Source organism: Arthrobacter sp. Z4-13, from assembly GCF_054792705.1.
Genome location: NZ_CP096459.1, coordinates 645,984 through 661,421 on the forward strand (window position 1 = coordinate 645,984; position 15,438 = coordinate 661,421).

General features: G+C 63.6%; 7 protein-coding genes and 1 rRNA gene. 6 read left to right on the top strand and 2 right to left on the bottom strand.

Annotated features, from left to right (window positions below):
* The first annotated feature begins 12 nt into the window (after positions 1-12).
* Positions 13-501, top strand: coding sequence for a guanyl-specific ribonuclease (locus tag M1E07_RS04970; RefSeq protein WP_461189166.1), 489 nt, complete (start codon positions 13-15; stop codon positions 499-501).
* A 6-nt stretch (positions 502-507) separates the two neighbouring features.
* Positions 508-864, top strand: coding sequence for a barstar family protein (locus tag M1E07_RS04975; protein WP_461189167.1), 357 nt, complete (start codon positions 508-510; stop codon positions 862-864).
* A 17-nt stretch (positions 865-881) separates the two neighbouring features.
* Here M1E07_RS04975 and M1E07_RS04980 read toward each other — a convergent pair whose 3' ends face one another.
* Positions 882-2,663 (bottom strand): thiamine pyrophosphate-requiring protein, encoded by a 1,782-nt coding sequence (locus M1E07_RS04980; RefSeq protein ID WP_461189168.1) that lies wholly within the window; start codon positions 2,661-2,663, stop codon positions 882-884.
* Positions 2,664-2,696: 33 nt separating this feature from the next.
* Positions 2,697-5,315, bottom strand: a complete 2,619-nt coding sequence (glgP, locus tag M1E07_RS04985) for an alpha-glucan family phosphorylase (RefSeq protein WP_461189169.1) — start codon at positions 5,313-5,315, stop codon at positions 2,697-2,699.
* A gap of 152 nt (positions 5,316-5,467) precedes the next feature.
* Between glgP and M1E07_RS04990 the strand changes: the two genes are divergently transcribed.
* The 4 genes from M1E07_RS04990 (at position 5,468) to M1E07_RS05005 (ending at position 15,042) form a co-directional block, all read left to right on the top strand.
* Entirely contained in the window at positions 5,468-7,549 is a 2,082-nt protein-coding gene (locus M1E07_RS04990) for an alpha-1,4-glucan--maltose-1-phosphate maltosyltransferase (RefSeq protein ID WP_461189170.1), read from the top strand.
* A complete protein-coding gene (gene treS, locus M1E07_RS04995) occupies positions 7,546-9,342 on the top strand; it encodes a maltose alpha-D-glucosyltransferase (protein WP_461189171.1) in 1,797 nt (598 codons plus the stop codon). Before M1E07_RS04990 ends, treS begins: the two co-directional genes overlap by 4 nt.
* A gap of 1 nt (position 9,343) precedes the next feature.
* Entirely contained in the window at positions 9,344-13,042 is a 3,699-nt protein-coding gene (locus M1E07_RS05000; RefSeq protein WP_461189172.1) for a 1,4-alpha-glucan branching enzyme, read from the top strand.
* Positions 13,043-13,519: 477 nt separating this feature from the next.
* Positions 13,520-15,042: ribosomal RNA gene (locus tag M1E07_RS05005) — 16S ribosomal RNA — on the top strand.
* Positions 15,043-15,438: the final 396 nt, after the last annotated feature.

Genomic DNA, 15,438 nt, shown 5'->3' on the forward strand with positions numbered 1-15,438 from the left:
GGGAACACCATAATGCGCAACCGCAAAATCCTGCCCTTGCTGCTGACTGCGCTCGTGGTGCTCGGGCTGCTCGCGTTCGGTGGCTCCGGGATCCTGGGCCAGCTGGCGGAAAGTACGACGCCGGAGGTTGGGTCCGGGGCCACGCCCGCAGCAGGTGCCGCAACAGGTTCCGGGGAAGCAGATGCTTCTCCCAAGCCGCAGGCACCGGACAACCCGTCCGGGCTGCCGGAGGTGCGGGAGTCGGCCTTGCCGGCTGAAGGCCGCAGGACCCTCGACCTCATTCGTGCGGGGGGACCGTACCGATACAGCCAGGATGACCAAACCTTCGGGAACTTCGAGCGGATCCTGCCGCGGCGGGACAGGGGCTACTACCGCGAATACACGGTGCCCACGCCGGGAGAATCAGACCGGGGAGCCCGGCGCATTGTGGCGGGCGGCGACGGGAAGTACTACACGGATGACCACTACGAGACGTTTCGTTTCATAGCAGAAGGCAGCTAGGCAACAATGAGAATCTACTCCGGCGAGACCTGGACCCTGGAAGAACTGCAGGAGCAGGTGGCCGACGCCGGCCGCCGCAGCCTGCTGGTTCCCGCGGCCGACAGCAAGAAGGCAGTCCTGGAAACCTTTGGCGAAGTCCTGAACTTCCCGGAACACTACGGCGTCAACCTTGATGCCCTGAACGATTCCCTGCATGACTTCGCGGACAGCATCACGGACAACGGCAACCCGCCGGTCACGGTGCTGTGGCAGGTGGCAGCGCCTTTCCGCGCCGACCGGTCATTCGGGGTTATCTGCGAGATCCTGCAGGACGCAGAGCGCTACGCCGGCAAAGACCTCTCCGTCACCGCCGTCATGCTCTAACACCCATCGCAGCTGCCCTAGGAGCGTTCTTCCTGACCGGTGTACGTGTCCAGCAGATCCAAGGCCCGGCTGCCGCCCGGCTCCTCCGCAAGGGCCTTGCGCATGCTCTCCGCCTTCTCCCGGCCTCCGGGGAAGGGCGGCAGGAGGGGAACCTCGGGGTCGGTCAGCACTTCGATCACCACCGGGCGGTCAGCCGCGAACGCCCGTTCCCAGGCATCACCCAGGCGCTCTGGATCGTCCACCCGGATGCCCGTGAGGCCCAGCAGTTCGGCGTAGCCCGCGAACGGGAAGTCGGGGAGTTCCTGGCTGTCCCGGAACCGCGGCTCGCCCTCGGACTCGCGCTGCTCCCACGTCACTTCGGTGAGCTCCCGGTTGTTGAAGACGCAGACGACAAACCGGGGGTCCTCCCACTGCCGCCAGCGGTGTGCCACCGTCACCAGTTCGGCGATTCCTGACATCTGCATGGCGCCGTCCCCCGACAGCGCCACCAGCGGCCGGTCGGGGTGGGCAAGCTTGGCCGCAATGCCATACGGGATGGAGCAGCCCATGCTGGCCAGCGTCCCCGAGAGGTGCGCCGGTACGCCGTGCGGAAGAACCAGCTGGCGGGAATACCAATAAACGCAACTGCCGACGTCGACACTCACCTGGGCGTTGGCCGGAAGCCTGCCGTTGAGTTCCCGCACCACGCGCTCCGGGTTCACGGGCCGGGCAGGTACCGCTGCACGTTCTTCGGCCAGTGCCCGCCAACGCGTGACTTCCTGTTCGACGTCGGCCCGCCATTGCCCGCGCGGCCGCTGGTTGAGCCGCGAACCAAGGGCCTGGAGGGCGCCGGCCGCGTCTCCTGCCAGCCCCACTTCCACGGGGTAGCGGTTGCCGATCTTCCGCTCGTCGATATCGATCTGGACGGCGCGGGCAGCTCCGGGAGGGGGATAAAACTCGGTCCAGGGATCGTTTGAGCCGACGATCAGCAGCGCATCACAGTTGCCCAGCAGGTGGGCACTGGCGGTGGTGCCCAAATGTCCCATGGTGCCCACGGCGAAGGGCAAGGTCTCGTCCACGTAAGGCTTGCCCAGGAGGCTCGTGGCCACTCCCGCCCCCAGCTGCTCCGCCACGGCCACCACTTCGGCGGCCGCGTGCCTGGCGCCCTGTCCTACGAGCAGCGCCACCCGCTGCGCGTTGTTGAGGATGGCGGCAGCGGCGTCCAGGTCTTCCTCGCGCGGGGTCTTGGCGGACGTGCTCCAGGTCGGCGCGGTGACCACCACGCCGTGTTCCTGTTCCAGCTGCGGTGCAGGCGCGGACTGGATGTCATGCGGCAGGATCACAACACACGGCGAGGAGGTGGCCTTGGCTGTACGGAAGGCGCGGTCCAGCACCATGGGAAGCTGCTCGGGGGCGTTGACCTGCTGCACGAACTGGGCTGCCACGTCCTTGAACAGGACGCTCAGCTCAATTTCCTGCATGTAGGCCGACCCCAGCACGGTCCTGCTCTGCTGCCCCACAATGGCCACCACAGGCACGCCGTCGAGCTTGGCGTCGTAGAGGCCGTTGAGGAGGTGAACGGCGCCGGGTCCCTGCGTGGACGTGACCACTCCCACCCCGCCGGTGTACTTCGCATGTCCCACCGCCATAAAAGCCGCGGTTTCCTCGTGCCGGGCCTGTACGAATTCAATCCGGCCCTCCGCGCGGCGGAGGGCCCCCATGAACCCGTTGATCCCGTCGCCGCTGTAACCGAACACACGGCTGACGCCCCACGTTGTGAGCCGTTCCACGATCAGGTCTGCCACAGTCCGGTCGTTCATGGAATCCTCCTGCAGTGGTTCGGGCCCTGCCTGTTATGCGTTGACGATCAGGCCCAGCTCGGCCTTTGATGCCAGCGCATCGTGCCGCGGCAGCACCCGGACGGTGTAGCCAAAGGATCCCGAGCGGTCGATCACCAGGGACCCGCTGAAAAGATGGCGGCCGCTGCCAAGGTCTTCCTGGACCTTCAGTTCCACCACGGTGATGTCAGTGAGCGTGTCGCTTTCCTCAGCCATGCCGTAGGCAACTTCCACGCTGACGTCGTCCGGGGTGAGGCTGTTCAGCGCCACGTAGGCATTGACCTGCAGGGTGTCACCGATCTGCGGATCCTCCGAGACTCCCACCGAATCCACGTGCTCCACGTGCACCTGCGGCCAGGCGGACCGGACCTTGGCCGTCCAGGCTGCCAGCGTCCGGGCCTGGGAGTAGGAGTTGGCACCGGCGCTCCGGCCTGCCTCTGCTGCCGGCCGGTAGAGGATGTTCACGTAGTCGCGCAGCATGCGCTCGGCTGAAACCGCCGGGCCGAGGTGCGACAGCGTGTGCTTGATCATCGACACCCAGTGCGTGGGCACTTTCTCGCTGCCCGACGTCGACGGCCCCGCGGCTCCAGCCGCTTCCGAAACTGTGCTGCCGTAGAACCGCGGGGCAACCTGCGTCTCAAGGAGCTCGTAGAGTGCGGCGGCCTCGATATCGTCGCGCTCATCGGGTGATGCGTCGTTATTGGCCGTGGGAATGGCCCAGCCGTTCTCGCCGTCGTACATCTCATCCCACCAGCCGTCCAGAACGGACAGGTTCAGCGAACCGTTAAGCGCAGCTTTCATGCCGGACGTTCCGCAGGCCTCAAGCGGCCGGAGCGGATTGTTCAGCCACACATCGCAACCGGGGAACAGCGTCCGCGCCATCGCGATGTCGTAGTTGGGCAGGAAGGCGATGCGGTGGCGGACCTCCGGGTCATCGGTGAAGCGGACCAGGTCCTGGATCATCTTCTTGCCGGCGTCGTCCGCGGGGTGGGACTTGCCGGCAATTACCAGCTGGATCGGGTGCTCCTTGTGCAGGAGGAGTGCCTTGAGCCGGTCCGGCTCGCGCAGCATCAGGGTGAGGCGCTTGTAGGTGGGCACGCGGCGGGCGAACCCGATGGTCAATACGTCCGGGTCCAGCACCTTGTCCGTCCAGCGCAGCTCGGCATCGGCCGCGCCGCGTCCCTTCCACGCGGCGCGCAGCCGGCGGCGGACGTCCTCAACCAGTGCGCTCCTCATCTCGCGGCGCAGCTCCCACACATCGGCGTCGCTGACGTTGTAGGCAAGGTCCCAGCGGCCCAGCGCTTCGGCCTCGCTGCCGAACTGGTCCCGGGCGAGCCTTGAGATGCGGCTGTCCACCCAGGTGGGCACGTGCACCCCGTTGGTCACGGAGGTGATGGGCACCTCCGAGTGGTCGAAGCCCGGCCACAGCGCGGAGAACATCCCGCGGGACACTTCGCCGTGCAGCTTGGCCACGCCGTTTGCCCGCTGCGCCAGCCGCAGGCCCATGACTGCCATGTTGAAAACGGAGGGGTTGCCCTCGGCGTAATTTTCGCGGCCAAGCTCCAGGATCCGGTCCACCGGCACGGCCGGTGCAAGCCCCGCCTGGAAGAAGTGGTGGATCTGGGAGATCTCGAACCTGTCGATTCCGGCAGGCACCGGGGTGTGCGTAGTAAACACGGTGGAGGCGCGGCCGGCAGCCAAAGCCTCGTCAAATGTCAGCGCCTCGTCACCGGACATCAGTTCCTGGATGCGCTCGATGCCCAGGAAACCTGCGTGGCCTTCATTGGTGTGGAACACTTCCGGTGCGCCGGTCCCGGTGAGCTTCTGGAAGGCGCGCAGCGCCTTGACCCCGCCCATGCCCAGCAGCAGTTCCTGCTGCAGCCGGTGGTCCCCCCCGCCGCCGTAGAGACGATCGGTGATGCTGCGGGCCGCTTCATCATTGCCCGGAACGTTTGAGTCCAGGAGCAGCAGCGGGACGCGTCCGACGTCGGCGCGCCAAATGTGTGCCAGCAGCCGGCGGTTGTTGGGAAGGGGCAGGGAGATTTGCAGGGGCCGGCCGTTGCCGTCGCGGGAAGGCTCGCGCAGGAGGGTGAGCGGCAGGCCGTCCGGATCCAGGACAGGGTAGGTTTCCTGCTGCCAGGCGTCACGGGACAGCGACTGCTTGAAGTATCCGGCCTGGTAGAGCAGGCCAACTCCGATCAGGGGCACGCCCAGGTCCGAGGCTGCCTTAAGGTGGTCGCCCGCCAGGATGCCCAGGCCGCCGGAGTACTGGGGGAGGACTTCGGTGATACCGAATTCGGGGGAGAAGTAGGCAATCGCCGCCGGTGCGTCCGGACCCAGGCTCTGGTACCAGCGGGGCGCCTCGAGGTACCGGTCCAGGTCCTCATCGGCTGCGCGGACACGGTCCACTACCGACTGGTCTGCGGCGAGCTGCTGGAACTCTTCGCGGCTTACCAAGCCCAGGAAACCGACGGGGTCCTCGCCGCTTTCCGCCCACAGCCGCGGGTTCAGCGCGGCGAAGAGTTCCCGCGTGGGGCGGTGCCAGGACCAGCGCAAATTACTCGCCAGCCGGGCGAGCGGCCTGATCGGTTCGGGGAGGACTGTACGGACCGTAAATCTGCGGATTGCCTTCACCTGCGTCACACTAACGGACAACATGCGCAGCCGGAACCGGCATTGGGTTTCTTTTGGGTAAATGACAGCGGGCTTGGAGGAAATGACACGGCCGCAACAAAATTGGTGCGCAGGCTTAGCAATCCGGCTCATTTCTCGCTAACGTCGAGCGTGTGACGACTAACTCAGGAACCATTGCCGCATCAGAGAAAAAGCCGCAGGGCCCCATCACGGACGGCCTGCAGTTTGGACGTTTCCCCATCACGGCCGTGCAGCCGGTGGTGGAGGGTGGAAAGTTCCCCGCCAAGGCCCTGCCTGGCGAGGGAATCGTGGTGGGCGCCACCGCGTTCCGGGAAGGGCATGACCAGCTTGGGGTCAATGCCGTGCTCCTGGATCCGGCCGGCCAGGAACGCCAACGCGTCAGGCTCACGCCGCCCCGCGGGGAACGCGGCATGGGCACCGACCGCTGGGAAGGCGTCCTCACGCCGTCGGACATTGGCAACTGGTCCTTCGTTATCGAAGCCTGGCACGACCGCTACGGCACCTGGCACCACAACGCGGAGGTGAAGGTGGAAGCCGGGATTGACGTCGAGCTGATGCTCGCCGAGGGTGCCGCGCTGCTCCATGAAGCGTCCGACGACCACTCCCGCAGCGAGTGGGACAGGGGAGTTCTCCGAAGGGCCGCCGACAGGCTGGCGGACCCTTCCCTCAGCACGGAGGAGCGTCTCGGGGCAGGATTCAGTCAAGACGTGGCCGGCGTTGTAGCGCACCAGCCCATCCGGGAGCTGGTCACCGTATCCGAGAAGTTCCCGCTGCTGGTTGAACGGGATCTTGCCGGCCGCGGCGCCTGGTACGAGTTCTTCCCCCGCTCCGAAGGTGCGGTCCTGGACCACAACACGGGGGTCTGGACCTCGGGAAACTTCCGCACCGCCGCGCAACGGCTCGATGCTGTTGCCGCCATGGGCTTCGACGTGATTTATATGCCGCCCATCCACCCCATCGGTGTCCAGCACCGCAAGGGACCCAACAACACCCTGATCGCAGGGCCGAACGATCCCGGCTCGCCGTGGGCGATCGGCGGCAAGGAGGGCGGTCACGACGCCATCCACCCGGACCTTGGAACCTTTGATGACTTTGACGCCTTCGTGGCGCGGGCCAACGAACTGGGCCTGGAAGTGGCTTTGGACCTGGCTTTGCAGGCTGCCCCGGACCATCCCTGGGTCCAGTCGAATCCCCAGTGGTTCACTACCCGGGTGGACGGCAGCATTGCCTATGCGGAAAACCCGCCCAAGAAGTACCAGGACATTTATCCGCTGAATTTCGATAACGATCCGGAGGGGCTCTCAAACGAAATTCTCCGTATTGTCCTGCTCTGGGTCAGCCACGGCGTAAAGATTTTCCGTGTGGATAACCCGCACACCAAGCCCGTGTGGTTCTGGGAATGGCTCATTGCACAGGTTAATAAGGAAGTTCCCGGGGTTGTTTTCCTGGCTGAGGCCTTCACCCGTCCGGCCATGATGCACGCGCTGGGCCGCGCGGGCTTCCAGCAGTCCTACACCTACTTCACGTGGCGCAACACCAAAAAGGAAATTGAGCAGTACTTCCACGAGGTTAGCCACGAGTCCTCGGCCTTCTTCCGGCCCAACTTTTTCGTGAACACCCCGGACATCCTGACGGAATACCTTCAGTTCGGCGGCCCGGCGGCGTTCAGGATCAGGGCAGCACTTGCCGCCACGGCAAGCCCTCTGTGGGGGGTCTATGCGGGCTACGAGCTGTACGAGCACGTTGCCCGGCCGGGGGCCGAGGAGTACATCGACAACGAAAAGTTCGAGTACAAGGCACGGGACTGGGACGCAGCCGCACAGTCCGGGCGGACACTTGCCCCGTACATCACCAGGCTGAATGAACTGCGCCACACGCACCCGGCGCTGCAGGACCTGCAAAACCTGACGGTCCACCACAGCACTGATGATTCGACAGTGGTGTACTCCAAGCACAAGACCCTCGCCGATGGATCCAAGGACACCATTATCGTGGTGGTCAACCTGGACCCCCACGTCACCAAGGAATGCAGTGTCTCGCTGGACCTGGCTGCCCTCGAGCTGAATCCCCAGGACCTCACCGCGAACGGCGGCTTCCACGTGGACGACCTCATCTCCGGTGAAAGCTGGGAATGGGGCGAGTTCAACTACGTCCGCCTCGATCCGCATGTTGAGCCCGCACACATCCTCAGCGTGAGGAGAACGCATCAGTGAGTTTTAATCCGCAAAGTTCGGGCCAGCATTTTACGCCGAAGAGCACCTTCGAACTGAATGCCCCGGGCCTGCAGCACGATCCGCTGTGGTACCGGAAAGCCGTTTTCTACGAGGTCCTCGTCAGAGCTTTTGCGGATGCCAACGGTGACGGCTCGGGAGATTTCTCGGGCCTCATCGACAGGCTTGACTACCTGCAGTGGCTGGGCGTGGATTGCCTGTGGCTGCCGCCGTTCTTCCAGTCGCCGCTGCGCGACGGGGGTTACGACATCTCCGACTACAACTCGGTGCTGGACGAGTTCGGCACCATCTCCGACTTCAAGCGGCTGGTCGCCGAGGCGCATGCCAGGGGAGTGCGGGTCATCATCGACCTGCCGCTGAACCACACCTCCGACCAGCACCCCTGGTTCCAGGAATCGCGGAAGGACCCGGAGGGGCCCTTCGGCGACTTTTACGTCTGGAGCGACACAGACGAGAAGTACCAGGACGCCCGCATCATCTTCGTGGACACCGAGGAATCGAACTGGACCTTCGATCCCATCCGCCGGCAGTTCTTCTGGCATCGGTTCTTCAGTCACCAGCCTGACCTGAATTTTGAGAACCCCAAGGTCATCGATGCCCTGTTCGATGTGGTCCGGTTTTGGCTGGACCAGGGCATTGACGGGTTCCGCGCGGACGCCATCCCCTACCTCTTCGAGGAGGAGGGGACCAACTGCGAGAACCTGCCTGCCACGCATGACTTCCTCCGGAAGCTCCGCGCGATGGTGGACGAAAGCTACCCGGGCCGGGTCATCATCGCCGAGGCCAACCAGCCACCCAATGAAGTGGTGGAGTATTTCGGGACGGACGAGGAGCCGGAGTGCCACATGGCCTTCCACTTCCCGATCATGCCCAGGCTCTACTACGCGCTCCGGGACCAAAAGGCTGCACCCATCATCGAGACGATGCAGGACACCCCTGACATTCCCGACGGCGCCCAGTGGGGCACCTTCCTGCGCAACCATGACGAGCTGACCCTTGAGATGGTGACCGCCGATGAGCGCGCAGCGATGCTTGGCTGGTATGCGCCGGATCCCCGGATGCGCGCCAACATCGGCATCCGCCGCCGGCTCGCGCCCCTGCTGGATAACTCCCGGGCGGAGATTGAGCTGATCAACGCCCTGCTGCTGTCGCTTCCGGGCAGCCCGTTCCTGTACTACGGGGACGAGATCGGCATGGGGGACAACATCTGGCTTGAGGACCGGGACGCCGTCAGGACTCCCATGCAGTGGAACCCGGACCGGAACGCCGGCTTCTCCAATGGGGACCCGGGCAAGCTCTACCTGCCGGTCATCCAGTCGCTTGTTTACAACTACAACATGGCAAACGTTGAGGCCGAGGCCGCCCACTCGGGGTCCCTCCTTCGCTGGACGCGGCAAATCCTCAGCGTCCGCAAAAACCATCCCGCCTTCGGCCTCGGTTCGTTCAAGCATGTTGAGGCCGACCATGACGCCGTGCTGGCTTACCTCCGGGAGTTGCCCAACGGAAACTCCGCCGGAGTGGACGGCGAATCCATTCTGTGTGCATTCAACCTCTCGCAGCATCCAGTGGCCGCCAGGCTGCGCGTCCCCGATTACGGCGGGCGCGGTCTTCGTGACGTGTTTGGCGGCCAGCCGTTTCCTGGCATCAACGAGGACGGGACGCTGACGCTGACCCTGGGCAGCCACGACTTTTTCTGGCTGCGGGTCCGGTCGGCAGCGTCCAGTCCTTCGTCCCCCTATACGCAGGCTATGCCGATCCTCTCGATTGAGAACTGACATGAACCAGCCCATCCTTACTCCCGCCCTTACCGCGCTGCTTCAGGAATGGCTACCGAGGCAACGATGGTTCCCCGTCAAGTCGCCCGGCTTCGAGCTGTCCCAGGCGGGCAGCCTGGGGCTGGAGGACCCTTCCGGCCACGCCGCACTCGCGGTGTTCCTCCTGAAAGTGACCACGAAGGGAGCAGCAGGCGGCCGCCGCACGGACGTCGTCCAGGTCCCCTTGAGCTTTCGCCCGGCGCCTGCGGCCGGCATGGAGCGAGCGCTGGTGGGGGAGGCCGCGGGGACGGATCCGTCCAGGCCATGGGTCTACGACGCCGTGCACGATCCGGATTTTGTTGGTGGCTGGCTTGAGCTGATGCGCGGCGGGGAAAAGGCGCCCAGCGGCACCGCTACCGGCTTCCGGGCGCCGGGAAACCACCGACTTCCCACCGCGCGGGGAGTGGTGAAGGTCCTTTCCGGGGAGCAGTCCAACAGTTCGGTAATTGTGGACGACGGCGAATCGGCCGCCATCGTGAAGTTCTTCCGCGTCTTGTCGGACGGGACGAACCCCGAGGTCGAGGTGGGCGCTGCCCTCACGTCGGCAGGCACCACCGAAGTACCGGCCACCCTGGGGTGGGTGCGCGGGGAATGGCTGACGCAGGGCGCGCCTTCCTCCGACGGCCCTGGCTCCGGCTCGCGGTATGTCCAGGGGGAGCTTGCGGTGGCGCACGAATTCCTGGCCGGCGGACGCGATGCCTGGCGCCTCGCTGTTGACGCGGCCCGGTCCGGAACGGATTTTACGGCTGAGGCGCGCGCCCTGGGCGCCGCCACGGCGACGGTCCACCGCCGGCTTGCGGAAGCGCTGGGGCAATCAGCGGAGGCTGAGCCCGGAAAGGCGATTGCCCCCGCCGTAGCCCAGCGCGTCCGGCAGGCGTGGGCAGAAGCCGCCTCCGCCGTCGGGCCTTACGACGCAGCTCTGGACGAGCTCCTGGCCGGGCTCGACGCCGTGCCAACCGGTCCGCTCCAGCGGATTCACGGAGACCTTCACCTTGGCCAGATCCTCCAGGTCCCGGGACAGGCCGGAAACCCTCCCCGGTGGGCGATCCTCGACTTCGAAGGCGAACCGTTGCGCCCCATCGCGGAGCGGAACGTTCCCGATGTTCCCCTGCGGGACGTCGTGGGCATGCTGCGGTCCTTCGACTATGCGGCAGGAGCTGCGCTGCGGGAGCAGGAAGGCGCCCAGGTGCCGGCCACCTGGGTTGATGACTGCGCCGAGGCGTTCCTTGCCGGTTATGCGGGTGTCACACCGGGTACGGTCAACAGGGAGTCACCCCTTTTTGTGGCATTGTGGCTGGACAAGGCCCTGTACGAAGTAGTTTATGAAATGCGTAACAGGCCGGACTGGCTGGCGATCCCTGTGAACGCCTCCAGGCGGCTCCTCAGCGGTAACGGCGCCGGCGACCAAGCCGGGGCAGCATCGGAAGGTAGTGAAATGACAGGCTCAGCACGAACGGACCGTCCGGGGGTGCCGCTGCATGTGGATGCGGGCACCCTTGGCAAGATCGCGAACGGTGAACACCACGCCCCCCATTCCATCCTGGGCGCGCACCTGGACGACTACGGGCACGTCACCATCCGTACCGTGAAGCATTTGGCGGAAGCCGTCACCGTCATCACTGCGGCCGGCGAAATCCCGATGGAGCATGAAGCCCACGGCGTGTGGGTGGCTGTTCTGGAGCCGCTGCAGCAGGGGCACGTCCCGGATTACCGCCTGGCCGTCACCTACCCGGGTGCTGAACCCGTCACCGTGGACGAGCCCTACCGCTACCTGCCAACTGTCGGTGAAGTGGATCTGCACCTCATTGGCGAAGGCCGGCACGAGAAGCTCTGGGAAGTGCTGGGCGCCCATGTCCAGCATTACAAGTCGTCCCTGGGAGACGTGGACGGAGTGTCCTTTGCCGTTTGGGCGCCCAACGCACAGGCTGTGCGCATTATTGGAGACTTCAACGCCTGGGACGGGCGCGAAAACTCGCTCCGCTCCCTTGGCTCGTCCGGCGTATGGGAGATCTTCGTTCCGGGGGTTGCAGCAGGGGCGTGCTACAAATTCGAAATCCGGACCAAGTCCGGCCACTGGGTGGAGAAGGCTGACCCGCTTGCCTTCGGAACCGAGGTTCCGCCGTTGACGGCGTCGAGGGTTGTCGAGCCCTCGTATGCCTTCAAGGACGACGAATGGATGGAGGCCCGGGCCCAGCGGGATCCGCACAACTCGGCCATGAGCGTCTACGAAGTCCACCTTGGTTCGTGGAAGCTTGGGCTCGGCTACCGGGAACTTGCCAAGGAACTGGTGGACTACGTTAAGTGGCTTGGCTTCACGCACGTGGAGTTCATGCCCGTTGCGGAGCACCCCTTCGGCGGATCCTGGGGCTACCAGGTCACGTCGTACTTCGCCCCCACCTCCCGGTTCGGCCACCCCGACGAATTCCGGTACCTGGTGGACGCACTTCACCAGGCCGGCATCGGGGTCCTCCTGGACTGGGTGCCCGCACACTTCCCCAAGGACGCCTGGGCCCTTGCCCAGTTCGACGGCGAGCCCCTGTACGAGCACGCCGATCCCTCCCTGGGTGAACACCCGGACTGGGGCACGCTGATCTTCGACTTCGGCCGCACCGAAGTCCGCAACTTCCTCGTGGCCAACGCCCTGTACTGGCTGGACGAGTTCCACATCGACGGCCTTCGCGTAGATGCCGTCGCTTCCATGCTGTACCTGGACTATTCCCGTGACGAAGGGCAATGGCGGCCCAACCGCTTCGGCGGCAGGGAGAACCTGGAAGCCATTTCCTTCCTCCAGGAAGTCAATGCCACCGTGTACAAGACGCACCCCGGTGCTGTCATGATCGCCGAAGAATCAACGGCCTTCCCCGGCGTCACCGCACCCACCAGCCACGGCGGCCTTGGCTTTGGCCTGAAGTGGAACATGGGCTGGATGCACGACTCCCTGAAGTACGCCTCCGAGGAGCCCATCAACCGCAAGTGGCACCACGGCACTGTCACGTTCTCCATGGTTTACGCCTTCACCGAAAACTTCCTGCTTCCCATTAGCCATGACGAGGTAGTTCACGGCAAGGGCTCCATGCTCCGCAAGATGCCCGGCGACAGATGGCAGCAACTTGCCAACCTGCGCGCTTTCTTTGCCTACCAGTGGGCCCACCCGGGCAAGCAGCTCATCTTTATGGGTACCGAGTTTGGCCAGGAAGCGGAGTGGTCCGAACAGCACGGGCTCGACTGGTGGCTCGCTGACATCCCCGCCCACAAGGGACTGCAGCTGCTGACCAAGGACCTCAACGAGCTCTACGCATCCACCCCGGCCCTTTATGCCCGCGATAACGAGCCCGGCGGCTTCCAGTGGATCAACGGGGGGGACGCAGACCGCAACGTACTGTCGTTTATTCGCTGGGACAAGGAGGGCAATGCCCTGGTCTGCGCCATCAACTTTTCCGGGTCGCCGCATGCCGGCTACACCCTGGGAGTGCCGGAAGCAGGTGCCTGGACGGAAGTGATGAACACCGATGCCACGGCGTACGGCGGTTCCGGGGTGCTGAACAACGGCGAGTTGAAGGCCACGGATGAGGGGCAGGACGGACAGCCGGCCACCCTGAGCGTTACGCTGCCGCCGCTCGGTGCTGCGTACTTCAAGCCGGTGTCCTCAGCAGCTGTGTAGTTCCGCTGATGCTTGGCGGGAGGGCCCGGAATCCTTGTGGTTCCGGGCTTTTTCGTGGCATGCGTGGCGTGCTCGGGATCTCTCCCGAAGCCGGGTTGGCCATCTCGGACGAGTGGTGGTAGAGTTTATTTCCGCGCTGCTCCACGGAGTCAGACGGAAAAACCGACAATCAAGCCTTCGGGTGTGGATGGTCGCGGACGCCGGTTTGACAAGTGAGAAGGCAGCCGGTAAGTTTGAAAAGTTGCTCCGGAGCGATCCTTGACATGGAAGTGTTGTGGTGGTGCCGGGTGTGTCTGTTGTTTGAGAACTCAATAGTGTGCCAAGTTTGTTGATACCGATTTGTTTTATGAATTGGTTGGATTTGCCGGGCTGCCCGCCCCTGTGGGTGGTCTGGTTTTTACAGCTGGTTTCAAATTTTGTGCAGCTTTTTGGTCCCGTTTTCCCGGGGCTGGGGGTTGTGTCTGTTTTTGTTTTACTTCAACGGAGAGTTTGATCCTGGCTCAGGATGAACGCTGGCGGCGTGCTTAACACATGCAAGTCGAACGATGAAGCCAGCTTGCTGGTGGATTAGTGGCGAACGGGTGAGTAACACGTGAGTAACCTGCCCTTAACTCTGGGATAAGCCTGGGAAACTGGGTCTAATACCGGATATGACTCCTCATCGCATGGTGGGGGGTGGAAAGCTTTTTGTGGTTTTGGATGGACTCGCGGCCTATCAGCTTGTTGGTGAGGTAATGGCTCACCAAGGCGACGACGGGTAGCCGGCCTGAGAGGGTGACCGGCCACACTGGGACTGAGACACGGCCCAGACTCCTACGGGAGGCAGCAGTGGGGAATATTGCACAATGGGCGCAAGCCTGATGCAGCGACGCCGCGTGAGGGATGACGGCCTTCGGGTTGTAAACCTCTTTCAGTAGGGAAGAAGCGAAAGTGACGGTACCTGCAGAAGAAGCGCCGGCTAACTACGTGCCAGCAGCCGCGGTAATACGTAGGGCGCAAGCGTTATCCGGAATTATTGGGCGTAAAGAGCTCGTAGGCGGTTTGTCGCGTCTGCCGTGAAAGTCCGGGGCTCAACTCCGGATCTGCGGTGGGTACGGGCAGACTAGAGTGATGTAGGGGAGACTGGAATTCCTGGTGTAGCGGTGAAATGCGCAGATATCAGGAGGAACACCGATGGCGAAGGCAGGTCTCTGGGCATTAACTGACGCTGAGGAGCGAAAGCATGGGGAGCGAACAGGATTAGATACCCTGGTAGTCCATGCCGTAAACGTTGGGCACTAGGTGTGGGGGACATTCCACGTTTTCCGCGCCGTAGCTAACGCATTAAGTGCCCCGCCTGGGGAGTACGGCCGCAAGGCTAAAACTCAAAGGAATTGACGGGGGCCCGCACAAGCGGCGGAGCATGCGGATTAATTCGATGCAACGCGAAGAACCTTACCAAGGCTTGACATGAACCGGAAAGACCTGGAAACAGGTGCCCCGCTTGCGGTCGGTTTACAGGTGGTGCATGGTTGTCGTCAGCTCGTGTCGTGAGATGTTGGGTTAAGTCCCGCAACGAGCGCAACCCTCGTTCTATGTTGCCAGCACGTGATGGTGGGGACTCATAGGAGACTGCCGGGGTCAACTCGGAGGAAGGTGGGGACGACGTCAAATCATCATGCCCCTTATGTCTTGGGCTTCACGCATGCTACAATGGCCGGTACAAAGGGTTGCGATACTGTGAGGTGGAGCTAATCCCAAAAAGCCGGTCTCAGTTCGGATTGGGGTCTGCAACTCGACCCCATGAAGTCGGAGTCGCTAGTAATCGCAGATCAGCAACGCTGCGGTGAATACGTTCCCGGGCCTTGTACACACCGCCCGTCAAGTCACGAAAGTTGGTAACACCCGAAGCCGGTGGCCTAACCCCTTGTGGGAGGGAGCTGTCGAAGGTGGGACTGGCGATTGGGACTAAGTCGTAACAAGGTAGCCGTACCGGAAGGTGCGGCTGGATCACCTCCTTTCTAAGGAGCACCTACAGGCTTCTGCTGCGTGTATGCGTTGGTGGGGGTTTGTCAGGAGTATATGCCCGTTGCGCAGACGTTTGTTCTGCGGCGGGTGCTCATGGGTGGAATATCAACGAATAGGTGCCTGGTGGCACGGACCGTTTGTTAGTACGGGCTGATCTCCTTGTGGGGTTGGTTCGGGAACGCTGGTGGTTTGTGGTGTTGGGTAGTGTTTGGCACACTGTTGGGTCCTGAGGCAACAGGGCCGGGATGATTGTGGCTTTGGCTGCGGTGGTTTCCGGGTTTGTTTGTTTCTGGTTTTCCTGGCTGCACCGATCATGCATGTAGATGTGTGGGGTGTGTGGTTTGGGGTTGTTGTTTGAGAACTACATAGTGGACGCGAGCATCTTTTAT